Source organism: Enterovibrio nigricans DSM 22720, from assembly GCF_900167155.1.
GTDB classification, from domain to species: domain Bacteria; phylum Pseudomonadota; class Gammaproteobacteria; order Enterobacterales; family Vibrionaceae; genus Enterovibrio; species Enterovibrio nigricans.
The window spans coordinates 1-24,285 of the sequence record NZ_FUXU01000045.1 but is presented as its reverse complement, the minus strand read 5'-3'; the positions used below and the strand labels follow the sequence as shown (position 1 = coordinate 24,285).

The window sequence follows — 24,285 nt, the reverse complement described above, 5'->3', positions numbered from 1 at the left end:
CTACGAGGTAAATTTGATGAGTGAGTCTGAGGCTCGTCCAACCAATTTCATCCGTCAAATCATTGATAAAGATTTGGCGAGTGGTGCACACACCACAGTCCACACGCGTTTTCCGCCAGAGCCAAATGGTTATCTGCACATTGGACACGCAAAATCGATCTGTCTGAACTTTGGCGTCGCAAAAGACTACCAGGGGCAATGTAACCTGCGTTTTGACGACACCAACCCTGAGAAAGAAGACATCGAGTTTGTTGAGTCAATCAAAGACGATGTGAACTGGTTGGGTTTCCAGTGGGATGGCGAGATTTGCTACTCATCTGACTATTTCGATCGTCTGCACGGCTATGCTGTTGAACTGATCGAAAAAGGTCTGGCTTACGTTGAAGAGCTGAGTCCAGATGAGATCCGCGAATACCGTGGTACCCTGACTGCACCGGGCAAGCACAGCCCGTACCGCGATCGTAGCATTGAGGAAAACCTTGAGCTGTTCGCGAAAATGAAAAATGGCGAGTTCGCAGAAGGTAAAGCCTGTCTGCGTGCAAAAATCGACATGGCATCACCGTTTATGGTGATGCGTGATCCGGTTATCTATCGCGTGCGTTTTGCTCATCACCATCAAACCAGTGACAAGTGGTGCATTTACCCAATGTACGACTTCACACACTGTATTTCTGATGCGATCGAAGGTATTACACACAGCCTGTGTACGTTGGAATTCCAAGACAATCGTCGTCTTTACGACTGGGTGTTGGATAACATCACGATTGAATGTCAGCCGCGTCAGTACGAATTCAGCCGCTTGAATCTTGAATACACCGTCATGTCTAAGCGCAAGCTTAGCCAACTGGTGAGCGAGAATCTGGTAAATGGTTGGGACGACCCACGTATGCCTACGATTTCTGGTTTGCGTCGCCGTGGTTACACGTCTGCTGCTATCCGTGAATTCTGTAAGCGCATCGGTGTGACCAAGCAAGACAATACCATCGAGATGAGTTCGCTTGAGTCATGTGTACGAGACGATCTGAATGACAACGCACCGCGTGCGATGGCGGTTCTGGATCCTATTAAGCTTGTGATCGAAAACTTCCAAGCGGGTGAGATTGAAACGCTGAAAGCGTCAAACCATCCAAACAAACCAGAAATGGGTGAGCGTGAAGTACCGTTCAGCCGTGAAATCTGGATTGAAGCTGAAGACTTCCGCGAAGAAGCGAACAAGAAGTACAAGCGTCTGGTTCTGGGTAAAGAAGTACGCTTGCGTAACGCTTACTACGTAAAAGCTGAGCGCTGTGAAAAAGACGAAAACGGTAAAGTAACGACAGTTTACTGTACTTACGATCCGGATACGCTAGGTAAAGATCCTGCTGATGGTCGCAAGGCAAAAGGTGTGATTCACTGGGTATCTGCAGATGCGGGTGTTGAAGCCGAATTCCGTCTGTATGACCGTCTGTTCACTGTGCCAAATCCAGGTGCAGCGGACGACTTTGCAGCAACCATCAACCCTGAATCACTGACTGTGGTTCGTGGATTTGTTGAGCCAAGCTTAAAAGCATCTGCGGCAGAGCAAGGTTTCCAATTTGAGCGTATGGGTTACTTTTGTGCTGATCGTAAAGACAGCTCAAAAGATACTCTGGTATTTAACCGTACCGTGGGCCTACGTGATACTTGGGCAAAAATCGGCGACTAGTTCGTACGACATAAAAAAAACCGGAGCCTTGGCTCCGGTTTTTTTATGTCAAAATTTTGCCTTAAGCGTCATGCAGGCTAGGATCAGCCTTACAGTCACCTTCCAAGCAGTGGCCGTATAAGTACAGGCTGTGATTGGTAAGACGAACGTTGAATTTATGGGCGATTTCACGTTGGCGTTGCTCAATCACGTTATCCGTGAACTCAATCACTTTACCGCAATCAAGGCAGACAAGGTGGTCGTGATGCTGCTGCGTTGCCAGTTCAAATACTGATTTACCGCCTTCGAAATGGTGACGCGTCACAATCCCTGCGTCGTCAAATTGGTTCAAAACACGGTATACGGTCGCAAGACCGATTTCTTCTCCGATGTCGATCAGCTTTTTGTAAAGATCTTCTGCGCTGATGTGCTGACAGTCCGGCTCTTGCAAGACTTCTAAGATTTTCAATCGAGGCAGGGTGACTTTAAGTCCTGCGTCTTTCAATGCCTTATTGTTATCTGACATCCGGTTCTTCCTACGTAATTGCTTTTCCCTTGAGTGTATTGAGAACGGGAAAAATTGATAACTAGCGTAACAAATGTGATAAGCCGCCGCCAGTAGCATAGTACAAATATCTGAGTTGTTTGGTTGGTTTTGCGGCTTGTAGCTGTTAAGAAAAAGTGGCACGATAAAACTGGTTTGACCAGAAAAGGATTTCACGTGTTCAAGTTTTATAAGCCCAACGTTGTCAAATTTGCGCTAAATAGTTGGCCGCCTTTTTGGGGGGCGGGCATTAAAATACTTTCAATCTCTGATGATTTTCGAGAAGTGAAAGTAAAACTGAAGCTTCGTTGGTGGAATAAAAATGCCAACCGTACTCAATATGGTGGCAGCATATTTTCAATGACAGACCCCGTTTATGCTTTGATGCTAATGGGGATTCTCCGTGAACGTTATTTTGTCTGGGATAAAGAAGCTGACATCAATTTCATTAAGCCAGGAAGCTCAGATTTATTTGCAGATTTCGTGATTTCTGACGACGCACTCGCATCAATTCGCCATGGAACTGAAAATGGTGACAAAGTCTTCCCCGAGTTTGTGGTAAACGTCGTCGATACTGATGGTGAAGTGGTCAGCCGGGTCAAGAGAGTGCTTTATGTGAGGAAAAAACCGAGATATCGGGAAAGTGAATAAACGAAAATCACGTAACGCAATCTATGGGTTTGCTTTAAGCATAAAAAAACGCGCCACAGGCGCGCTTTTTCTATGACTTTTCGCCGAAGATTAGTCTTCCAGTTCAGACAGGCACATTTCTTCGTGGACTTGTTTTACCCAGTTTTCAACGCGCTGCGCTGTCAATTCTGGCTGACGGTCTTCATCGATACATAGACCTACAAAGTTGTTGTCATCCACCAGCGCTTTTGATGCTTCAAATTCGTAGCCGTCCGTTGAGGTGTTACCAATAATGGTGCCGCCTTTAGACTCAACGATGTCACGGATGGTACCCATCGCGTCACAGAAGTATTCCGCGTAGTCTTCTTGGTCACCGCAACCGAAAATTGCTACCAGTTTGGTTGAGAAGTCAATTTGCTCTAGCTCTGGGAAGAAATCATCCCAATCGCATTGTGCTTCGCCATAGTACCAAGTTGGAATGCCCAAAAGCAGCAGATCGAAATTATCGATGTCTTCTTTGCTGCTCTTCGCGATGTCCTGTACGTGGACCAGTTCTTTGCTCAATTGTTTTTGAATCATCTTGGCAATGGCTTCAGTGTTACCTGTATCGCTGCCAAAGAAGAGACCTACGCTTGCCATAATCGAGAATACCTATGTTCGGTTTATTGAGATGCAATATACACATCTCGCAAAATAAAGTGTAGAAGAAGGTGCAGCCTTCTCTTTGCTTTCATTACGTAGAAAGCTGTTAGCCAATGCCAACACCTTCCCAAAAAATTTGAATCACACCTTTGGTAATGAATCCTGCGCATCCGAGGAAAAGAACCAGCCAGACAATACGGCGTCCAAATGGCGGTACATTCCCTTCTTTCAGCACGTCCTTGATTGCCATACCGATAAAAAAGAATATGCCTGCAAAGAGTAAATCCAAGCCTATCTTTTCGAGCAGTTCAAAATGCTCATACAGCATGTCCGCCTCCCTGTCGGAACCTTTATCGCGCGAACTATAGCATAACTGCCATCTGTCTGTTAACGCACAGACTTTGTTAAAAAGCGAGTGATCACTCGTGCGACAGTTTCGGGTTTTTCGGCATGTAGCCAGTGACCCGTGTTAGCAACGACATGTGCTTTCGCATTCGGGAATTGTGCTTCAATTTCGCCGCGATGTTCGGCTGAAATGTAGTCAGACTCACTGCCTTTCAAAAACAGCGTGCTCCCCCCGAATTGATCTAACTTTGTCCATCCCGTGATGTCTTCGTAATTTGCCTCTAATGTATCAACATTAAATCGCCAATCGAATGTCCCATCTTCTTGGCGAGCCAGGGATTTCAATAGAAACTGACGTACGCCAGGGTCGACGATGTGTTCTGCGAGCTTTGCTTCTGCTTCTTTTCTGCTGCGCAGGGGCAGTTGCTTCGAGGCATTCAACCCTGCAAAGACATTGTCGTGGCGACGCACTTGGTAACTCACAGGAGCAATATCCATTACGACCAATTGTTTAATACGATCTGGGTATTGCGTTGCCAACATCATGGCCACTTTTCCGCCCATTGAGTGGCCGACAACAGAAACACAGGTTAGATCCTGTTGATCAAGAAACGCCATGACGGCAGCTGCTTGTGAAACGTAGTCGACATTCAGACTTCGAGGAGACAAGCCGTGATTAGGAAGATCAATTTGATAGACTTTGTATTGTTCCGCTAAAACGCGAGCCAAACCACCTAAGTTGTCTAAACTGCCAAAAAGGCCATGGATCAGGAGCAATGGTTCGCCATTGCCTTGGATCTTAAAGTTCAAAAACACCGATGTTTTCTCTCAATATGAATCGTTTGCCGTAGAGTATACCTGTCTAACTCTGTATAATCGCCTCGTTGAATTGAAATTAGGACACGATGATCGAACGATGAAGACAATTGAGGTTGATGAAGAGCTATACCGGTACATCGCCAGTCAAACACAGCATATTGGCGAAAGTGCATCGGACATCCTGCGCAGACTACTTATGGCACCGCAGATGGAGCAACAACCCGTTGCAACATTGATCCCTACTCAGAAAGCGAAGGGAATTGTTGTCAGTAAAGATGCGGGTAAGAGCGACACAATTGATCGCGTAAAAGAAATGCGCTCCTTGTTGATCTCAGATGAATTTGCTGTACAAGAAAGGGCGATTGGCCGCTTTATGCTGGTTCTTTCTACATTGTATCGCATTGATGACCTGGCTTTTTCTGAAGCAACGGCATTGAAAGGCCGCACTCGTGTTTATTTTGCCGACAATGAGCAGACACTGCTCGAAAGTGGCAAAACAACGAAGCCTAAACATATCCCTGACACACCGTTTTGGGTGATCACAAACACCAATACGGGTCGCAAGCGCCAGATGGTTGAGCAGTTGATGACAAAAATGGGCTTCACAAACGACATCACTGAGAAAGTGGTCGGCGAAATCTAACCCCATCTGGAACACGCTGTGAACGCTTGGTTGAGGTTCAAAGAGAAAGAATTATATAGAGGCTCTGTCTTTGACGAGCCTCTACTTGTTTTTATTTTTGTTTTTTATGAAAGGATGCGAAGTCATGGCTAGTAGTGAACGCGCAGGTCAACGCGCGCAGCAAATCGATTTGCACAATATCCCTCTGTTGGTCTCCAACTATTTCCAATTAACTCCTGATGCTAGTAATCCAGCACATAATGTTGAGTTTGGTACTTCTGGCCACCGAGGCAGTGCAGACAAGTCTACGTTCAACCAGCATCACATTTGGGCGATTGCACAGGCAGTGGCTGATGTACGCAAAGAGCAAGGGATCCAAGGCCCTTTGTTTGTTGGTAAAGATACACATGCGTTATCAGAACCGGCGTTTTGCTCTGTGGTTGAAGTGCTAGTGGCAAACGGCGTCAGTGTGATTGCGCAAGAATGCGGTGGTTATACGCCAACTCCTGGCATCTCTCACGCCATTCTAGGTTATAACAAAACCAACGCTGACAAAGCTGATGGTCTCGTAATCACTCCTTCTCATAACCCTCCGCAAGATGGCGGTATTAAATACAACCCGCCACATGGTGGTCCTGCTGAAGGTGAGCTGACCAAAGCGATTGAGTCTCGCGCTAACGCGTTGATTGCTGCAGGCCTTGACGGTGTTCGTCGTGTCTCTTTTGCCGAAGCAACGGCGAGCGATCTGTTTGTTGACGTCGATTTAGTGATGCCTTACGTGCAAGAGCTGGATCAGGTCGTCGACATGGCAGCGATCAAACAAGCGGGTCTGAAGCTGGGTGTTGATCCATTAGGTGGCTCAGGTATCGATTACTGGAAAGCGATCGCTGCGCACTTTGAACTGGATATCACTCTGGTTAACGACGCGATTGATCCTTCTTTCCGCTTCATGTCTTTGGATAAAGATGGCGTGATCCGTATGGACTGTTCATCGCCGTCTGCGATGGCAGGCTTGCTGGAGTATAAAGATCAGTTTGATCTGGCTTTCGGTAACGACCCAGACTTCGACCGTCACGGCATTGTGACGCCAAGCGGTTTGATGAATCCGAACCATTACTTGGCGGTGTGCATCGATTACCTTTACCAACACCGTCCACAATGGGGCAGTGAAGTCGGTGTAGGTAAGACGTTGGTATCAAGCGCAATCATCGACAAAGTGGTTGCAAGCTTAGGTCGTAAACTGTGTGAAGTGCCAGTGGGCTTCAAATGGTTTGTTGACGGCCTTTACTCTGGTGAGCTGGGCTTTGGTGGCGAAGAAAGCGCGGGAGCATCTTTCCTTCGTAAAGACGGCACACCTTGGGCGACCGATAAAGACGGTATCCTTCTGTGTCTGCTTGCTGCAGAAATCACCGCAGTGACAGGCAAAAATCCACAACAATACTACGATGAGCTGGCCGCTAAATTTGGCGACTCTAGCTACGCGCGTCTACAAGCAGTTGCTAATGGCGAGCAAAAAGCGGTACTGAGCAAACTGTCTGCAGAAATGGTGACAGCGACAACCATGGCAGGTGATGACATCATCGCTAAGTTGACGCATGCACCAGGCAATGGCCAAGCGATTGGCGGCCTAAAAGTCGTGACAGAGTTTGGTTGGTTCGCTGCGCGTCCATCAGGTACTGAAGACATTTACAAAATTTACTGCGAAAGCTTCAAGGGCGATGAGCATCTTCGTCAAATTCAGGAAGAAGCTAAACAAATCGTCAGTGACGTATTTAAAAACGCGGGTCTGTAAGCGATCGATTAATAAAGAAGCCACCCAACGGGGTGGCTTTTTTGTGCCCGATATTTACTCGCTATTATCTGGCCAGTTTTCTGGGACGATAAACCAGTGCTTTCTGTTTTCATCAATTAAGTGCACCGCGCGACGTAAGTCCTTATCTAATGAATAAAATGGCAGTTCAGAGTTATCTGGCGCGCACATCCATTGGTGACGAGACAATAAATAAAACCGTTTGTTCTCAGGAGCTTGATGCGGCCAACACCAAAAGCCGGAAACTGCATCAGGATTGACCTGTACTGATGCAGGGCTTTCCTCGTGTGTTAGGAACGGATTGACGAACAATCGTCCTTGCATCAAGAGTTTCCGTTTGGAAATAGGAAGATCAGGATATGTACGTTGATAAGCGTTGGTGCTGCTAAGTGCAAGCTGTTGACTAAGCATTTTTGAGAGCTTTTTGGATAACGTATCCTTCGCATTGGGGCCATGCCAGTCGTCTCCGAAAGCGAGATAGAATTTGATGGCGACTTCCCAGTGTTCGAGTTCATTGCTACTATTTCTTACTACAAAATCTATCGCACCGATAGTTCGTCCATCCTCTTCAACCTGAATTTCTTCAGCAACAAGCGTGTGATTTAGACTGGCGTTCAAGCATTGCTGGACCAGCCATTGATAATAAAAACCAATGCGATGTCCCCCTTCATAGAAGGCGGATGGCATCTTGGGTAAATTGCGCCAAAAACTCTGTGGCACATAGAGGGAAGGCTCTAATTCAACAACGCTGCTGGCATGACGAATCCATGCTAAATCTCTTTGTACTTGGTATTTGTCGGCAAACATTCGACATCCTTTTCTCTCTGAGTAAAAGGAGCTTACCGCAATCAAGGTTCACCTGCACGAAGGAGACAGTTAGAATGAGTTTAACGAAATCACAATGCCTGATTCAGGAAGCGAAATGAATAACATTGAACTTGAAAGTATTTTAAACGGATATTTAAAGCCGTTTGCGATTAAAGACTACTGTCCAAATGGCATGCAAGTCGAGGGTAAAGAGTCAGTCACGAAAATCGTAACGGGTGTAACGGCGTGCCAGGCATTGATTGATGCAGCCATTGAACAAAATGCGGATGCCATTTTGGTGCACCATGGTTACTTCTGGCGCGGAGAAGCGGAACCTTTGCGAGGGATGAAGCTCAAGCGGATTAAAGCGCTGATTGAAAATGGCATAAACTTATATGCGTATCACTTGCCGCTCGATGTTCACCCAGAGGTAGGCAATAACGCGCAACTGGCAATGCTTCTCGGCATTGAGCAAAAAGGCGGGCTAGAAGAAGGTAATCCGAACTCTGTGGCTGTTTGGGGGGAGTTACCACAACCTATGACAGCAAAGGCGTTTGGTGAATTGCTAGAAACGAAACTGTCTCGTCAACCGCTGCATATTGAAAGCGGAAATGATGCGCTGATTTCTCGCATTGGATGGTGTACTGGCGGTGGACAAGATTTTATTGATCTTGCGGCAAGCAAAGGCATGGATGCGTTTATCTCTGGAGAAGTTTCAGAACGCACAACGTTCTCAGCAAAAGAGCAGGGAATTCATTACTATGGTGCAGGTCACCATGCAACGGAGCGATACGGTGTTAAAGTGTTAGGTGAATGGTTAGCAAGTGAACATGGCTTGGATGTGACCTTCATCGACATCAATAATCCCGTTTAAATAAAAAACGCCGCGATAAGCGGCGTTTTTTTGTTCACGCAGAATTAGCGTTCGTCGATGGGTTTGAAATCACGCTGATCGTAACCCGTATACAACTGACGAGGACGCCCAATACGGTTTTGCGGATCACTATGCATTTCATTCCAATGTGCAATCCAACCGATAGTGCGAGACATCGCAAAAATCACGGTGAACATAGACACAGGAATACCGATGGCTTTCAGAATGATGCCGGAGTAAAAATCTACGTTAGGATAGAGTTTTCTCTCAACAAAGTAGGGGTCCGAAAGTGCGATTCTTTCGAGTTCCATCGCAACATCTAAAAGTGGATCGTTGATATTTAGTTCATCCAGAACTTCGTGACACGCCTCGTTCATTACTGTCGCACGCGGGTCGTAGTTCTTATAAACGCGGTGACCAAAGCCCATTAAACGGAATGGGTCATCTTTGTCCTTCGCACGTTCGATAAATTCTGGAATGTTTTCAACCGAGCCAATTTCTTCGAGCATCTTCAAACATGCTTCGTTTGCTCCGCCGTGTGCAGGTCCCCACAAAGATGCGATACCTGCCGCAATACACGCAAACGGGTTTGCACCTGATGAACCCGCTAAACGAACAGTCGACGTCGAGGCATTTTGCTCATGGTCCGCATGGAGGGTAAAGATTTTATCCATTGCGTTTGCAACGACCGGATTAACTTCATATTCCTCACACGGTGTTGCAAACATCATGTGAAGGAAGTTCTCTGCGTAATCCAAATCATTACGAGGATAAATGAACGGCTGACCGATTGAGTACTTGTAACACATTGCCGCCAGCGTAGGCATCTTAGAAAGAAGGCGGAATGCGGTAATCTCACGGTGTACATCGTTGTTGATATCGAGGGAGTCGTGGTAAAACGCCGCAAGGGCTCCTACAACACCTACCATAACGGCCATAGGGTGCGCGTCACGACGGAAACCATGGAAGAAGCTAGCAATCTGCTCATGAACCATGGTGTGACGAGTCACGATACGACGGAACTCTTTATATTGTTTGCGAGTTGGGACTTCCCCGTAAAGAAGGATATAACAAACTTCTAAATAGTCAGCGTTATTGGCTAATTGATCAATTGGGAAACCACGGTGCAACAATATGCCAGCGTCGCCATCAATGTAAGTAATTTGCGACTCACACGATGCTGTAGCAACGAAGCCTGGGTCAAAAGTAAAATAACCATTTGCTCCCAATGCACGTACATCAATCACTTCTGGGCCGACGGTCCCCCCTTTGATCGGCAGTTCGATAGGTGCTTCCCCTTCAATTTGTAGGGTAGCTTTCTTATCTGCCATAACATTCTCCTTTGTTATTTTATAATCCTATCCCGGATACGGACTCCGATGTTTTACCGATCGGCGAAGAAGTTGTCAATTTGGAGACGTGAACTTTGTCGGGTGTGCGCAAGTATAAAAAAGTGTACTGATTAAGTTAATGCTCTGTTTCGGGATTTCCGTCAATTTTATTGGTTTGTGTTTAAATGTTACGGGGCATATACTCTGCGCAGGTCTCTGGATATTACTTAAAGCCGGAGCGTTTCGGGGCTCAAATCAAATTTTTCTCTGCGTAAAACAGCTCGTGAACTGCAGAAAATAGCGGTAGAGGCTGTAAAACGTAATTTAGATGTTGTAGGTCTGGCGCTGTTGCGTGATGTGATTCCAGAGAGTGTTATAACAATAATTGCTCAATGGAGCTGAGTGGGCCATATCGTGAAAGTAAAAAAGCCAAGACCGGTAAACCTCGACCTTCAGACCATTCGTTTTCCTATAACAGCGATAGCGTCAATTGTGCACCGTGTTTCGGGTGTTATCACCTTTATTTCGGTTGCCATCCTTCTTTGGCTGTTAAGCCTGTCGTTATCGTCTCCTAATGGATTTGAAGCCGCCTCTGAAATCGTTAATAGTTTCTTCGTCAAGTTTGTGCTTTGGGGCATTCTCACTGCTCTTGCATATCACATCGTAGGTGGTATTCGCCATCTGTTGATGGACATGAAGTATTTCGAAGAACTTGAAACGGGAGCCCAAAGTGCACAAGTCGCTTTTGGTGTGACTGCTGTATTGTCAGTTTTAGCGGGGGTTTTAGTATGGTAGGTCACGTATCATCTTTCGGCAGAAACGGTGTTCATGATTTCATCCTGATCCGTGCAACTGCCATCATCATGACACTCTACACACTTTACTTGGTGGGTTTTTTCGCCTTTGGGCCAGAAATGACTTATCAAGCGTGGATTGCTTTCTGGGGACAGACAAGTACCAAAGTGTTCACCATGCTTGCGCTTGTTTGCGTACTGATTCATGCATGGATTGGTATGTGGCAGGTGTTAACCGACTACATCAAACCGACGATGCTTCGCGCACTTATGCAGTTCGGTATTGTAGCACTGCTGTTCGTCTATCTATTGACTGGCTTTTTTGTACTGTGGGGTGTGTAAGTGAGTATTCCAGTAAGAGAATTTGACGCCATTGTTATCGGTGCAGGTGGCGCAGGTATGCGTGCCGCACTCCAAATTTCAGAGCAGGGCTTAACTTGTGCATTGCTTTCTAAAGTTTTCCCGACTCGCTCTCATACTGTGTCCGCACAAGGTGGTATTACAGTAGCACTTGGTAATTCCCATGAAGATAATTGGGAATGGCACATGTACGACACGGTGAAAGGGTCGGACTATATTGGCGATCAAAACGCCATCGAATATATGTGTAAGACAGGACCTCAATCAGTCATTGAACTTGAGAAAATGGGACTCCCTTTCTCTCGCTTTGAGGATGGTAGTATTTACCAGCGTCCTTTTGGTGGCCAGTCTAGAGGGTTTGGTGGTGAGCAGGCCGCGCGCACTGCAGCTGCTGCAGACCGAACGGGCCATGCTCTGCTTCATACCTTGTATCAACAAAATATCAAAAACAAAACCACCATCTTCTCAGAGTGGTATGCATTGGATCTGGTTAAAAACCAAGATGGTGCAGTGGTAGGTGCAACAGCAATGGACATGGAAAGTGGCGAAATCTGCTACTTCAAAGCGAAAGCAACCGTCCTGGCTACAGGTGGTGCTGGCCGTATTTACCAATCTACCACCAACGCACATATCAATACTGGTGATGGTGTAGGCATGGCACTGCGTGCAGGTGTACCAATGCAAGACATGGAAATGTGGCAGTTCCACCCAACCGGTATTGCAGGCGCGGGCGTGCTTGTGACTGAAGGTTGTCGTGGTGAAGGTGGTTACCTGCTGAACAAAGACGGTGAGCGCTTCATGGAGCGTTATGCCCCCAATGCAAAAGATCTTGCAGGACGTGACGTTGTTGCGCGATCTATGATGGTTGAGATCCGCGAAGGTCGTGGTTGTGAAGGCCCTTGGGGTCCACACATAAAACTGAAGCTTGATCATTTGGGTAAAGACGTTCTCGAAGCGCGTTTACCTGGTATTCTCGAACTGTCTCGCACCTTTGCTCACGTAGACCCAATCAAAGAGCCCATCCCTGTTATTCCAACCTGTCATTACATGATGGGCGGTGTACCGACGCAGGTCTCCGGTCAAGCAATCAAACAAGATGCCAACGGCAATGACGTTGAAATACAAGGCTTGTTTGCTTGTGGTGAAATCGCAAGTGTTTCTGTACACGGTGCGAATCGATTAGGGGGTAACTCACTGCTTGACCTCGTGGTATTTGGCCGAGCAACGGGTCTGCATCTAGGTGAAACACTGGCGGCACAAGTTGAAGCACGCGATGCGTCTGAATCAGATATCGAAGCATCATTGGCTCGTGTAAATCGCTGGAATTCGACTCAGAAAGGTGAAGATCCCGTTCAAATTCGTAAGGATCTTCAATCGTGCATGCAAAATAATTTCTCGGTCTTCCGCGAAGGCGATGCAATGGCGAAAGGTCTTGAAGAACTTAAAGTTATTCGTGAGCGCCTGAAAGATGCGCGTCTGGATGATACTTCCTCAGAATTCAATACTCAGCGCGTTGAGTGCTTGGAGTTAGATAATCTGATGGAAACGGCTTTCTCAACGGCTGTTGCTGCAAACTACCGCACTGAAAGCCGTGGTGCCCATGCACGTTTTGATTATCAAGAGCGTGATGATGAAAACTGGCTGTGCCACACCATCTACAACCCAGAAACAGAATCGATGTCTAAGCGAGACGTCAACATGACGCCTGTTCATCGTGAAGCTTTCCCACCGAAAGCGCGTACTTACTAAGGGAGGTAGAGGCATATGAAACTGAATTTTTCGGTATATCGTTACAACCCAGACGTTGATGACGCGCCACACATGAAAGGCTATACGCTGGAAGTGCCAGAAGGCTCTGACATGATGGTGCTCGATGCCCTGATTTTGCTCAAAGAGCAAGACCCTACATTGGCGTTTCGACGCTCTTGTCGTGAGGGTGTTTGCGGTTCAGATGGTATCAACATGAACGGCAAGAATGGTTTGGCATGTATTACGCCACTGTCTGCTTTGACTGACAAATCAAGCATTGTGATTCGTCCTTTGCCGGGCTTGCCAGTCGTACGCGACTTGGTTGTTGATATGACTCAGTTCTATCAAAACTATGAGCGTGTTAAGCCTTTCTTGATTAACGATGGAACACCACCGTCGCGTGAGAATCTGCAATCGCCGGATGATCGTGCACATCTTGATGGTTTGTATGAGTGCATTATGTGTGCATGTTGTACAACGTCATGCCCATCATTTTGGTGGAATCCAGATAAATTTGTAGGACCTGCGGGCTTGTTGGCTGCTTATCGCTGGTTGATCGACAGCCGTGACACGGCGACAGAGGAACGTTTGTCGGATCTCGATGATGCTTTTAGCGTTTTTCGTTGCCATAGCATCATGAACTGTGTAAATGTTTGTCCTAAAGGGTTAAATCCTACAAAAGCAATTGGCCATATTCGCTCAATGCTGCTTAAACGCGCAGTATAACGTTGGCCTTTGTAACACCTACACATATCAAGAATTAAGCTCCCACATTAGAGGGAGCTTAAATGGAACACCGGCCAATCAGTCGGTGATTGCAACATTGTATATAACTAAAGTGGTTAAGGGATAACAATGCAAAATGGCGTGATGAAGGCTTGGTTAGAGTCTTCTCATTTGGCTGGCGCCAATGCAACTTACGTAGAAGACCTCTACGAACTGTACCTCAGTGACCCAGAGTCTGTAGATAGCGAATGGCGGGTAGTGTTTGAATCTCTACCTGTTGTGAATGGCAACGCACCCGAGCAACCCCACTCAAGAGTTCGTGAATATTTCCGTAGACTCGCTACTGAGACAGCGCATTACAGTGCCTCAGTCAGTGATCCAGACGTCGATGCGAAACAGGTTAAAGTACTGCAATTAATCAATGCTTACCGTTTCCGTGGACACCAACAAGCAAATCTAGATCCATTAGGTCTATGGCAACGCGACCGTGTGCCTGACCTAGATCCTGCATTCCATACGCTCAACGAAGATGATTTCGAAGAGACGTTCAACGTCGGTTCTTTTGCCAGTGGGCAAGAGAGCATGAAACTTGCCGACTTGTATGATGCGCTCAAGAAAACCTATTGTGGTTCTATTGGTGCTGAGTACATGCACATTACAAACACAGATGAAAAGCGTTGGATTCAACAGCGTTTGGAATCTGTTGTTGGATTGCCTCAATTTTCTAATGAAGAGAAAACGACACTTCTTGAAGAATTGACTGCAGCCGAAGGGTTAGAGCGCTATCTTGGCGCGAAATTCCCGGGTGCGAAGCGCTTCTCTTTAGAAGGTGGCGACGCGATGATCCCAATGGTTAAAGAGGTGATTCGTCACTCTGGTGCCTATGGTACGCGTGAAGTGGTCATCGGTATGGCGCACCGTGGTCGTTTGAACATGCTGGTCAACGTACTTGGTAAAAAGCCTTCTGAGCTTTTTGACGAGTTCGCAGGCAAGCACGGAGAGTCTTGGGGGACGGGTGATGTGAAATATCACCAAGGTTTCTCAAGTGACTTCGCAACACCAGGCGGTGATGTTCACCTCGTACTGGCGTTCAACCCGTCTCACCTTGAAATTGTTAACCCAGTGGTAGTGGGCTCAGTGCGTGCTCGTCAAGATCGCTTAGGCGACAAAGACGGCTCTAAAGTACTGCCAATTACAATTCACGGTGACTCAGCGATTGCGGGTCAAGGCGTTGTCCAAGAGACATTTAATATGTCTCAAGCGCGTGGTTTCAAAGTCGGCGGTACAGTGCGTATCGTGGTGAACAACCAAGTTGGCTTCACGACATCGAATCCAAACGATACTCGCTCTACTCAGTACTGTACTGACATTGCAAAAATGGTTCAGGCACCCATCTTCCATGTGAATGCAGATGACCCTGAAGCCGTTGCTTTTGTCGCGCGATTGGCGGTTGACTATCGTAATGAGTTTAAGCGCGATGTTGTGATTGATCTGGTGTGTTATCGCCGTCATGGTCACAACGAGGCGGATGAGCCCAATGCGACTCAGCCTCTGATGTACCAAAAGATTAAGAAGCATCCAACACCGCGTAAACTATACGCTGACGTACTCTCAGATCGTGGCGTGGCTGACATAGAGAAAGCGACGTATTTGATCAATGAGTACCGTGACGCACTGGATCACGGCGAATGTGTCGTGAAAGAGTTCCGTCCGATGGCACTTCACTCTGTCGATTGGTCGCCTTATTTAGGACATGACTGGACTGTTGAATGGCCAAACACGTTTGATAAAGACCGTCTGATCGAGCTTGGCAAGCGTATCTGTGCTTACCCAGAAAGTCACAAGCTTCATAGCCGAGTAAACAAGCTGTACAACGATCGTACCGCTATGGTTGCTGGTGAAAAAGCCATCGACTGGGGCATGGCTGAAACCTTGGCTTATGCCACTATCGTTGATGACAACAAGCGAATTCGTATCTCAGGTCAGGATTCAGGACGCGGTACTTTCTTCCACCGTCATTCGGTTCTGCATAATCAAACCGATGCGAGCACCTATATTCCTCTGGCGAATATTCACGATAAGCAAGGGCCTTTCCAAGTCTTTGACTCCGTGTTGTCAGAAGAGGCTGTTCTGGCATTCGAATACGGCTATGCCACTGCAGAGCCAAGTGGCTTGACCATTTGGGAAGCACAGTTTGGTGATTTTGCTAACGGTGCTCAAGTTGTGATTGACCAGTTCATCAGTTCTGGCGAGCAAAAGTGGGGCCGTATGTGCGGTCTGACGATGTTGCTACCGCACGGTTATGAAGGGCAGGGACCAGAGCACTCTTCTGCACGTTTGGAGCGTTATCTTCAACTTTGCGCAGAACAAAACATGCAGGTCATTGTTCCTTCTACGCCTGCGCAGGTTTACCACATGATTCGCCGTCAGGTATTCCGCCCTATGCGTCGTCCATTGGTTGTCATGTCTCCTAAGTCGCTGCTTCGTCACCCATTGTGTACATCAACGCTGGATGATTTGGCAAATGGTAACTTCTTACCTGCGATTGGTGAAGTTGATGAGCTGGATCCTAAGGCTGTTAAGCGTGTTGTGATGTGTTCCGGTAAGGTTTACTTCGACCTGCTTGAAGCACGTCGCAAAGAAGAAATCAAAGATGTCGCGATTGTTCGTATTGAGCAACTGTATCCGTTCCCGAAAGAGGACGTGCAAGCTGCAATTAGCGAATATGTAAATGCCAAAGACTTTGTCTGGTGTCAGGAAGAGCCTCAAAACCAAGGCGCTTGGTACAGCAGCCAGCACAATTTCCGCTTGGCTATTCCGGCTGATGCAACCTTGAGTTATGCAGGGCGCGCAGCGTCGGCATCACCTGCAGTGGGTTACATGTCGGTGCATCTAAAACAACAAAAAGCGTTGATAGAAGACGCTCTTACCCTGAATTAAGAACTAGAAAGCTAAGGAATTAATGAAATGACAATCGAAATTCTGGTTCCCGACCTACCTGAATCAGTTGCTGATGCGACGGTTGCGACATGGCATAAGCAGCCAGGCGAAGCGGTGAGCCGTGATGAAGTGCTGGTTGATATTGAAACGGACAAAGTGGTGTTGGAAGTGCCAGCACCAGAAGACGGCGTATTGGAAGCAATTATCGAAGTAGAAGGTGCAACCGTGCTTTCTAAGCAATTGCTTGCAAAACTGAAGGCGGGTGCGGTAGCGGGTGAGCCTACTCAAGATGTGCCAGTCTCGTCAGAAGCTTCACCAGATAAGCGTCACACGGCGTCTCTGAATGAAGAACAAAACGACGCATTGAGCCCAGCGGTTCGTCGCCTTCTTGCTGAAAACGACCTGAATGCAGACCAAGTTAAAGGTACCGGTGTTGGCGGTCGTATTACCCGTGAAGATGTGGATGCATTCTTGAAAAATGGCGGCGGTAAAGCACAGGCTGCTGCGCCAGCGGTTAAGGAAAAAACCCCATCTCTTGGCCATCGCAGCGAGAAGCGTGTTCCGATGACACGTTTGCGTAAACGTGTTGCTGAACGTCTGCTTGAAGCGAAAAACAGTACAGCAATGCTGACGACGTTTAACGAAGTGAACATGAAGCCAATCATGGACATTCGTAAGCAATATAAAGATGTGTTCGAAGAGCGTCACGGTATTCGTCTGGGCTTCATGTCCTTCTATGTAAAAGCCGTTGTTGAAGCACTGAAGCGTTACCCAGAAGTCAATGCTTCTATTGATGGTGAAGATATCGTTTACCACAACTTCTTTGACGTAAGCATGGCGGTATCAACACCGCGTGGATTGGTTACACCAGTTCTTCGCGATTGTGATCGTCTGGGTTTGGCTGACGTTGAAAAAGGCATCAAAGAACTGGCAATTAAAGGTCGTGACGGCAAATTGACCGTTGACGATCTGACTGGCGGTAACTTCACCATCACCAACGGTGGTGTGTTCGGTTCCCTCATGTCTACGCCAATCATTAACCCACCACAAGCGGCAATCTTGGGGATGCATAAAATCCAAGAACGTCCAATGGCGGTTGATGGAAAAGTTGAAATTCTACCTATGATGTACCTTGCTCTTTCTTACGATCATCGTTTGATCGACGGACGCGAGTCTGTTGGCTTCTTGGTGACCATTAAAGAGCTTTTAGAAGACCCAACACGTCTGCTGCTAGACGTATAATTAGCAGTCCGGGTAACCGGAAGCAGGGGGCAGGAGCCCCCTGTGTGGAAAGCAAAAAACACACACTATAATACGTAAATGGACACGGATAGAACATCATGAATCTGCACGAATATCAGTCAAAACAGCTTTTTGCTGAATACGGGCTGCCAGTATCTGAAGGGTATGCCTGCGACACTCCTCAAGAAGCGGCAGAAGCTGCGGACAAACTTGGTGGTGACAAGTGGGTGGTTAAATGCCAGGTACACGCTGGTGGTCGTGGTAAAGCGGGCGGCGTTAAGCTGGTTACTACCAAAGATGAAATTAAAGAATTTGCTCAAAACTGGCTGGGTAAAAACCTAGTTACTTATCAAACAGATGCTAACGGTCAGCCAGTTAGCAAGATTCTGGTTGAAGATTGCACGGACATCGCTAAAGAGCTGTACCTTGGTGCGGTGGTAGACCGTGGCACTCGCCGCGTGGTTTTCATGGCATCAACTGAAGGTGGTGTGGAAATCGAGAAAGTGGCGGAAGAAACGCCAGAATTGATTCACAAAGCTGCGATTGATCCATTGGTTGGCCCTCAGCCATATCAAGGCCGCCAGTTGGCGTTCAAACTTGGGCTGCAAGGCGACCAGATTAAGCAATTCACCAAGATCTTTATGGGCATTGCAAAACTCTTCATTGAGCGCGATGTAGCGTTGGTTGAAGTTAACCCGCTGGTGATTACAGCCTCTGGTGATCTGCACTGTTTGGATGCCAAGCTGACAGTTGATAGCAACGCAGTTTACCGCCAGCCAAAAATTCGTGAAATGCACGACCCTAGCCAAGATGATGCACGTGAAGCACATGCTGCTCAGTGGGAACTGAACTATGTCGCGCTTGATGGCAGCATTGGCTGTATGGTTAATGGTGCTGGCCTTGCGATGGGTACGATGGACATCGTAAACCTGCACGGCGGTAGCCCAGCAAACTTCTTGGATGTAGGTGGCGGCGCGACGAAAGAGCGTGTAACCGAAGCATTTAAAATTATCCTCTCCGACGACAACGTAAAAGCTGTTCTCGTTAACATCTTTGGCGGGATCGTACGATGCGACCTGATCGCAGACGGCATCATCGGTGCGGTTGAAGAGGTAGGGGTTAAGGTACCTGTGGTTGTTCGCCTGGAAGGTAACAACGCAGAACTTGGAACTCAGAAATTGGCCGATAGCGGCCTGAACATTATTGCTGCGACCTCACTGACTGAAGCGGCTGATAAGGTTGTTGCTGCAGCGGAGGGCAAATAATGTCTGTTTTGATCAATAAAAATACTAAAGTAATCTGTCAGGGCTTCACAGGCGGTCAGGGTACTTTCCACTCAGAACAAGCCATTGACTATGGAACGCAAATGGTTGGTGGCGTATCACCTGGCAAAGGCGGAACGACTCACCTTGGTCTGCCTGTATTTAATACAGTCGCAGAAGCGGTAGAAGTTACTGGCGCAACGGCGACGGTAATTTATGTTCCTGCTCCGTTCTGTAAAGATGCGATTCTGGAAGCCATTGACGCAGGTATTGAGCTCATCGTGACTATCACGGAAGGTATTCCGACACTGGATATGCTGGAAGTGAAAGTGAAGTTGGATGAAGCTGGCGTTCGCATGATCGGCCCTAACTGCCCAGGCGTTATTACGCCAGGCGAGTGTAAGATTGGTATCATGCCAGGCCACATTCATAAGCCGGGTAAAGTTGGCATTGTATCCCGTTCCGGCACCCTTACCTATGAAGCGGTTAAACAGACGACTGATGAAGGTTTCGGCCAATCTACCTGTGTAGGTATCGGCGGTGACCCAATTCCAGGGTCTAACTTTATCGATATTCTTGAAATGTTTGAAAAAGACCCAGCGACAGAAGCGATTGTCATGATCGGTGAAATCGGTGGTACGGCAGAAGAAGAAGCTGCTGCTTACATTAAAGAGAATGTCACTAAGCCAGTTGTTTCGTACATCGCGGGTGTTACTGCACCTCCGGGTAAACGTATGGGCCACGCGGGTGCGATCATCTCTGGTGGTAAAGGTACTGCAGAAGATAAATTCGCAGCACTGGAAGCGGCAGGTGTGACTACGGTTAAGAGCCTTGCTGACATCGGTAAAGCGTTGCGTAGCAGCACAGGTTGGTAATATCTTACGATATAAAAAAACCGCTCGAATGAGCGGTTTTTTTGTGTCTGCTATCAGGCTTAAGCGTCTTGCTTTTTATAGAGACTAAGCAAAAACAACGCACCAGCTACCACAACGATAGAAGGACCAGCAGGCGTATCTTCAAACCAAGATAGGCTGATGCCACCGAACACGGCAAAAACGCCTATGACACTGGCAAAAATGGCCATTTGTTCAGGACTTTTTGCAAAGCGTCTGGCTGTTGCCGCAGGAATAATCATCAGAGATGTGATGATCAAAGCACCGACAAATTTCATGGCAATGGCAATCACGAGGCCAATCAGGAGCATCAAGATGAGTTTAAGCCTATCCACGTTGTAGCCATCCACCCTCGCCATATCTTCACTAACGGTAATAGCCAATAAGGGAGTCCAGAGCCAGTACAGTGCGAGAAGAACAGCAACGCATCCCAGAAAGATAAAGCCTAAGTCTGTGGTGTTTACGGAGAGCAAATCACCGAACAGATAAGACATTAAATCCACACGCAGGTCGTCTACGAGACTGATTGCAACGAGGCCGAGAGACAAAGACGTGTGCGCGATAATCCCCAATAAAGTGTCAGTGGAAACCTTGCTGTTTCGTTGCAGCGCAACCAACAAGGTTGCAATGGTAAGGCAACTGACTATCAGTGTCAGATTCAAATTAACCTGCAGCATGAAGCCCAATGCGAGACCAAACAATGAGGCGTGAGCGAGAGTATCGCCGAAGTAGGCCATTCGGCGCCACACAACAAAAGAGCCTAATGGCCCAACAGATGCTGCTATTAAAATGCCCGTGATAAGTGGAATAGCTAGAAATTCAAGCATTGTGATGACCTCCATGCTTACAGGGGCCAATAGTGCTGCCAGATAGGTCGTGGTCATGATTGTGATGATGTTGATACAAAGCAAGTTGCTCACTTTCTTTGCGGCCAAACATCGCAATATATTCCGGATGCGTTGAAATCGCCTCGGGTTCACCGGAGCAACAAATATGATGATGCAGGCAAATTACTTCGTCAGTTTTGGCCATGACTAAATGCAGGTCATGTGACACCATTAAAATACCGCATTTCAATACATCTTTCAGTTTGGCAATAAGGCTATAAAGGGCCAATTGACCAGCCACATCCACACCTTGTACGGGTTCATCCAGTACCAGCAAGTCCGGTGACTTTAATACCGCATTCGCGATCAGTACACGCTGCATCTCGCCGCCAGACAAGGTGTGCATATTTGAATGCCGAAGGTGATTGGCACCAACCAAGGTCAGTGCTTCTTCAATCGTCATCGTTTTTGATAAGGGCGTGAGTTTTAAAAAACGATCAACCGTAAGCGGTAGGCTGTCATTGAGGCTAAGTTTTTGTGGGACATAGCCAATTTTTATTCCCTTTAGGCGCTCAATGTGTCCTTCCGTAGGCTTTTTCAGGCCAATCACTGTTTTGACCAAGGTTGATTTACCGGCCCCGTTAGGGCCAATTAAGGTCGTGATTTTGTCTCTCGACAAGGTCATGGACACGCCGTCCAATACGCTTCGTCCATCAAAAATGACAGAAACGTTGCTCATTGTAACAAGGGATTGGGACATAAACTGCGCAATATGTTTAAAAATGAAATGTTATAATATAACATTTCTGAAAGTAATTGAATGCCAACCATCGGATTTGGGAACTATCATGAACGTCGGATTTCGAGCTCTATTTGCAACCTTGCTCCTTTCTATTCCATTTTTCGCGGCCGCGTCTACGCCAAAGGTCGTTGCGACGATTAAGCCTATTGGACTGATTGCAAAAGATATTGTCGGTGGTGCTGGCAGTGTTGATGTATTGCTTCCACCTGCCGGGTCACCGCATGACTACGCACTGAAGCCCTCTGATATCAAAAAGCTTCATCAGGCTGATCTCGTGGTTTGGGTGGGACCTGAGATGGAAATTTTCTTGCAAAAACTACTCAATGACCACGATAACACACTACAACTGACAGCAGTCGAAGGCATGCCTCTGCGTTATTACAGTGGTGATGAAGAGCACCATGACCATGAGGAGCATAACCATAGTCATGATGGTATCGATGCACATATCTGGTTGGGGCCAGAACAAAGCAAGGTAATAGCAAAAGCAATTTCGACGGCACTTAGCAAAGTATCGCCAGAAAATGCTGCGACATACGAAGCGAATTACGAAAAATTTGTACAACAAGTTAACGGTGTAGAAAAGCAACTTGCCGCCGCGCTGGATACTAAAAATGCACCTGGTTATTTCTTGTTCCATGATGCGTATGCGTATTTCGAGCAAGCTTTTGGATTGAAGCCGACCGGACACTTTACGGTAAATCCGGACAGAAAGCCTGGGGCGCGAACCCTGATTGAAATTCGCAGCGCATTAGAGGAAAAGAAAGCAAAATGTGTGTTTACTGAGCCTCAATTTAACCCTGCTATAGTAGAAAGTGTGGTTAAACATACCCATACAAAAACGGTTGAATTAGATCCTATGGCGCAGGATATCAACTTCAAAACGCAAGGTTACAAAGATTTTTTACTTGATCTTGGCAGTCGATACGAAACATGTTTTGAATAAAATCACTTCTCACAAAAGGCTCTATTGACTTTACGCCATGACGCGCCTTTAAGCTTCAAGCTATCTAAAGCGACCTCTGATGCAAGAGGTCGCTGGTATGGCGTCCATACTTGGACGTTTTGCCGTGAATTGGTTCACATTGCTGAAAAGCAAACGCGTTTAACGCAATGAAAATTGAGAAAATTACGGGAAACCCAATACGAAGTTGTTGCATGCGCACATTCTTTCGAACGCCAAACCTTAACCGCCTTCTGATAGCTTGGCTTTTTATTCTTTCTTTTTGTCAAAGCACTGTCGTGGTGGCTTCGCCTTTTTTTCTTCAATTCCCTTTCGAAAACGCTTTGGCTAGTCATACCATCAAATCGATGGAGTATTTGGAGGAGAACGGCGTTTGGCTTTTGGATACTGGTGGCTCTGTCAGTTTTTATGATGGAACAAAGACTCAACCTCTCTCCCTGTTTATCCCTACATTGCCATCTGTTTCCGATATAGGTGTTATCAATGGCGAATTACTACTACTAATTGATGAAAAACTCCATAAGTACAACTTAATATCAGGACAAATCGAGTTTCTGTTCTTCACCGGGGAAATGAATATCACGGATATGGAGGTTTTGGATGCCGCGCTTTATACCGCGACTGCTTCAGGTGTATATCGAATTGACCTAGAAAATAACAAGGTAGAGAAAGTGAGTGCGGTTCGCGTAACGAGCCTTTACCGTTCAGAAAGCAGTCTGTTAGGGAGTAATGGTCGCGAAATCATCGATGTCTTTTCCAACACCACACTCCATGTTTTTGCACAGGATATGCTGATTTTCGATGTGAAGTATTGGGAGAGAACGCTCTTTGTAGGTAGTGCTGATGCGTTGCGCGTTATTCGGCGAGGCCAGGTTATTGGTTCCTACTTTGCTAATGACACCGTGTTTGTTATTGAAAAATCGGAGGAAGGCATTTGGGTGGGGACCAACCGAGGGCTTTTTCATTCTTCGAATCCTATGGGAAAGCTGTCTTTTACCCATATGAATCAAACGCCATTAGATACGTTTAGTTTTCTTGGTCAACAAGTCACCTCTATTGCTAAAGGGAAAAACGGTGATGTTTGGATAGCTTCTGACAAAGGGTTGAATTTTCGTTCTTCCATTTTGGCAGGTATTCACCGATTACCTGTCGGGTATTTAAATGGCGAGATGGCTGAACAGGGTATTTCTTCGTTTATTGATTGGGAAAATAACTTTTTTCTTAGTTCGCGCAATAAACTCGTGAAGTTGGACGATCAGCTTAGGCCATTGATATCAAAATCATTTAACTTTTCAATCCAAAGCATGGAATCACTAAACAATACCTTATGGGTTGCTTCCGCTTCTGGCCTCCATGCTTATCGTGCGGATACGCTCGAATCGTTAGACAATGAACTGCCTCAATTACTGCGTAATATTCCGATTGACCGGTTGTTGAAGGACAGGCATTCAATATGGATTTCATCTGATACTCGTATTCTTCGCTATTGGCCAGAAAGTCACACATTGGTCGACTTTGATACCACCTGGAGTGAAAGTGGCGATGCGCTGTTACCGCCGATGTAAAAATGACCCACTAACGTCGATTTAAAATTGACCCACCTGAGACAAAATGTCTGTTCGTTTCATGGATAAAACGG

23 protein-coding genes are annotated in these 24,285 nt (G+C 46.7%); 15 read left to right on the top strand and 8 right to left on the bottom strand.

Annotation, left to right across the window (positions count from 1 at the left end; genetic code table 11):
- Nucleotides 1-16: 16 nt before the first annotated feature.
- Entirely contained in the window at nucleotides 17-1,684 is a 1,668-nt protein-coding gene (glnS, locus tag B5D35_RS14965) for a glutamine--tRNA ligase (protein ID WP_078753358.1), read from the top strand.
- A gap of 61 nt (nucleotides 1,685-1,745) precedes the next feature.
- Here the strand turns inward: glnS and fur are convergent, their stop codons facing one another.
- Entirely contained in the window at nucleotides 1,746-2,189 is a 444-nt protein-coding gene (fur, locus tag B5D35_RS14960) for a ferric iron uptake transcriptional regulator (protein ID WP_078753357.1), read from the bottom strand.
- Nucleotides 2,190-2,384: 195 nt separating this feature from the next.
- Here fur and B5D35_RS14955 point away from each other — a divergent pair, with 195 nt between their 5' ends.
- Nucleotides 2,385-2,858, top strand: coding sequence for a DUF4442 domain-containing protein (locus B5D35_RS14955; protein WP_078753356.1), 474 nt, complete (start codon nucleotides 2,385-2,387; stop codon nucleotides 2,856-2,858).
- A 90-nt stretch (nucleotides 2,859-2,948) separates the two neighbouring features.
- Here the strand turns inward: B5D35_RS14955 and fldA are convergent, their stop codons facing one another.
- The 3 genes from fldA to B5D35_RS14940 form a co-directional block, all read right to left on the bottom strand.
- On the bottom strand, nucleotides 2,949-3,476 hold the full coding sequence (gene fldA / locus B5D35_RS14950; protein WP_078753355.1) for a flavodoxin FldA: 528 nt from the start codon (nucleotides 3,474-3,476) through the stop codon (nucleotides 2,949-2,951).
- A 109-nt stretch (nucleotides 3,477-3,585) separates the two neighbouring features.
- A complete protein-coding gene (locus tag B5D35_RS14945) occupies nucleotides 3,586-3,807 on the bottom strand; it encodes a DUF2788 domain-containing protein (protein WP_078753354.1) in 222 nt (73 codons plus the stop codon).
- 59 nt (nucleotides 3,808-3,866) lie between these two features.
- Nucleotides 3,867-4,640 (bottom strand): alpha/beta fold hydrolase, encoded by a 774-nt coding sequence (locus B5D35_RS14940; protein WP_078753353.1) that lies wholly within the window; start codon nucleotides 4,638-4,640, stop codon nucleotides 3,867-3,869.
- Nucleotides 4,641-4,740: 100 nt separating this feature from the next.
- On the opposite strand from B5D35_RS14940, the gene seqA reads away from it, so the two are divergent.
- Nucleotides 4,741-5,286: a replication initiation negative regulator SeqA gene (seqA, locus tag B5D35_RS14935; protein WP_078753352.1), complete on the top strand. Its 546-nt coding sequence runs from the start codon at nucleotides 4,741-4,743 to the stop codon at nucleotides 5,284-5,286.
- A 124-nt stretch (nucleotides 5,287-5,410) separates the two neighbouring features.
- Nucleotides 5,411-7,057 (top strand): phosphoglucomutase (alpha-D-glucose-1,6-bisphosphate-dependent), encoded by a 1,647-nt coding sequence (gene pgm, locus B5D35_RS14930; RefSeq protein ID WP_078753351.1) that lies wholly within the window; start codon nucleotides 5,411-5,413, stop codon nucleotides 7,055-7,057.
- A gap of 54 nt (nucleotides 7,058-7,111) precedes the next feature.
- Here pgm and B5D35_RS14925 read toward each other — a convergent pair whose 3' ends face one another.
- Nucleotides 7,112-7,882 (bottom strand): DUF1853 family protein, encoded by a 771-nt coding sequence (locus B5D35_RS14925; RefSeq protein WP_078753350.1) that lies wholly within the window; start codon nucleotides 7,880-7,882, stop codon nucleotides 7,112-7,114.
- 115 nt (nucleotides 7,883-7,997) lie between these two features.
- Here B5D35_RS14925 and B5D35_RS14920 point away from each other — a divergent pair, with 115 nt between their 5' ends.
- Nucleotides 7,998-8,756: a Nif3-like dinuclear metal center hexameric protein gene (locus B5D35_RS14920; protein WP_078753366.1), complete on the top strand. Its 759-nt coding sequence runs from the start codon at nucleotides 7,998-8,000 to the stop codon at nucleotides 8,754-8,756.
- 44 nt (nucleotides 8,757-8,800) lie between these two features.
- Here the strand turns inward: B5D35_RS14920 and B5D35_RS14915 are convergent, their stop codons facing one another.
- On the bottom strand, nucleotides 8,801-10,087 hold the full coding sequence (locus tag B5D35_RS14915; protein ID WP_078753349.1) for a citrate synthase: 1,287 nt from the start codon (nucleotides 10,085-10,087) through the stop codon (nucleotides 8,801-8,803).
- Between the two features lie 402 nt (nucleotides 10,088-10,489).
- Between B5D35_RS14915 and sdhC the strand changes: the two genes are divergently transcribed.
- From sdhC to sucD, 8 genes are all read left to right on the top strand, one after another.
- On the top strand, nucleotides 10,490-10,882 hold the full coding sequence (gene sdhC / locus B5D35_RS14910; protein WP_078753348.1) for a succinate dehydrogenase cytochrome b556 subunit: 393 nt from the start codon (nucleotides 10,490-10,492) through the stop codon (nucleotides 10,880-10,882).
- Nucleotides 10,876-11,223 (top strand): succinate dehydrogenase, hydrophobic membrane anchor protein, encoded by a 348-nt coding sequence (sdhD, locus tag B5D35_RS14905; protein WP_078753347.1) that lies wholly within the window; start codon nucleotides 10,876-10,878, stop codon nucleotides 11,221-11,223. The genes sdhC and sdhD overlap by 7 nt, the downstream gene beginning before the upstream one ends.
- Entirely contained in the window at nucleotides 11,224-12,990 is a 1,767-nt protein-coding gene (sdhA, locus tag B5D35_RS14900) for a succinate dehydrogenase flavoprotein subunit (RefSeq protein WP_078753346.1), read from the top strand. It abuts the gene before it with no gap.
- Nucleotides 12,991-13,005: 15 nt separating this feature from the next.
- The gene (locus tag B5D35_RS14895; RefSeq protein ID WP_078753345.1) at nucleotides 13,006-13,716 is read left to right on the top strand and encodes a succinate dehydrogenase iron-sulfur subunit; all 711 of its coding nucleotides are present in this window, start codon (nucleotides 13,006-13,008) and stop codon (nucleotides 13,714-13,716) included.
- Nucleotides 13,717-13,845: 129 nt separating this feature from the next.
- Nucleotides 13,846-16,656, top strand: coding sequence for a 2-oxoglutarate dehydrogenase E1 component (gene sucA, locus B5D35_RS14890; protein ID WP_078753344.1), 2,811 nt, complete (start codon nucleotides 13,846-13,848; stop codon nucleotides 16,654-16,656).
- Between the two features lie 27 nt (nucleotides 16,657-16,683).
- Nucleotides 16,684-17,898 (top strand): 2-oxoglutarate dehydrogenase complex dihydrolipoyllysine-residue succinyltransferase, encoded by a 1,215-nt coding sequence (odhB, locus tag B5D35_RS14885; protein WP_078753343.1) that lies wholly within the window; start codon nucleotides 16,684-16,686, stop codon nucleotides 17,896-17,898.
- Between the two features lie 98 nt (nucleotides 17,899-17,996).
- Entirely contained in the window at nucleotides 17,997-19,163 is a 1,167-nt protein-coding gene (sucC, locus tag B5D35_RS14880; protein WP_078753342.1) for an ADP-forming succinate--CoA ligase subunit beta, read from the top strand.
- Nucleotides 19,163-20,035 carry a succinate--CoA ligase subunit alpha gene (gene sucD, locus B5D35_RS14875; RefSeq protein ID WP_078753341.1) on the top strand — a complete coding sequence of 291 codons (873 nt, stop codon included), beginning with the start codon at nucleotides 19,163-19,165 and terminating at the stop codon, nucleotides 20,033-20,035. Before sucC ends, sucD begins: the two co-directional genes overlap by 1 nt.
- 59 nt (nucleotides 20,036-20,094) lie before the next feature.
- Here sucD and znuB read toward each other — a convergent pair whose 3' ends face one another.
- Together znuB and znuC are read right to left on the bottom strand one after the other, a co-directional pair.
- Nucleotides 20,095-20,880: a zinc ABC transporter permease subunit ZnuB gene (znuB, locus tag B5D35_RS14870; RefSeq protein WP_078753340.1), complete on the bottom strand. Its 786-nt coding sequence runs from the start codon at nucleotides 20,878-20,880 to the stop codon at nucleotides 20,095-20,097.
- Nucleotides 20,873-21,640, bottom strand: a complete 768-nt coding sequence (znuC, locus tag B5D35_RS14865) for a zinc ABC transporter ATP-binding protein ZnuC (RefSeq protein ID WP_078753339.1) — start codon at nucleotides 21,638-21,640, stop codon at nucleotides 20,873-20,875. The genes znuB and znuC overlap by 8 nt, the downstream gene beginning before the upstream one ends.
- Before the next feature lie 88 nt (nucleotides 21,641-21,728).
- On the opposite strand from znuC, the gene znuA reads away from it, so the two are divergent.
- Together znuA and B5D35_RS14855 are read left to right on the top strand one after the other, a co-directional pair.
- The gene (gene znuA, locus B5D35_RS14860) at nucleotides 21,729-22,628 is read left to right on the top strand and encodes a zinc ABC transporter substrate-binding protein ZnuA (protein ID WP_078753338.1); all 900 of its coding nucleotides are present in this window, start codon (nucleotides 21,729-21,731) and stop codon (nucleotides 22,626-22,628) included.
- A gap of 341 nt (nucleotides 22,629-22,969) precedes the next feature.
- Nucleotides 22,970-24,211 carry a ligand-binding sensor domain-containing protein gene (locus B5D35_RS14855; RefSeq protein ID WP_139367775.1) on the top strand — a complete coding sequence of 414 codons (1,242 nt, stop codon included), beginning with the start codon at nucleotides 22,970-22,972 and terminating at the stop codon, nucleotides 24,209-24,211.
- The last annotated feature ends 74 nt before the right edge of the window (nucleotides 24,212-24,285 follow it).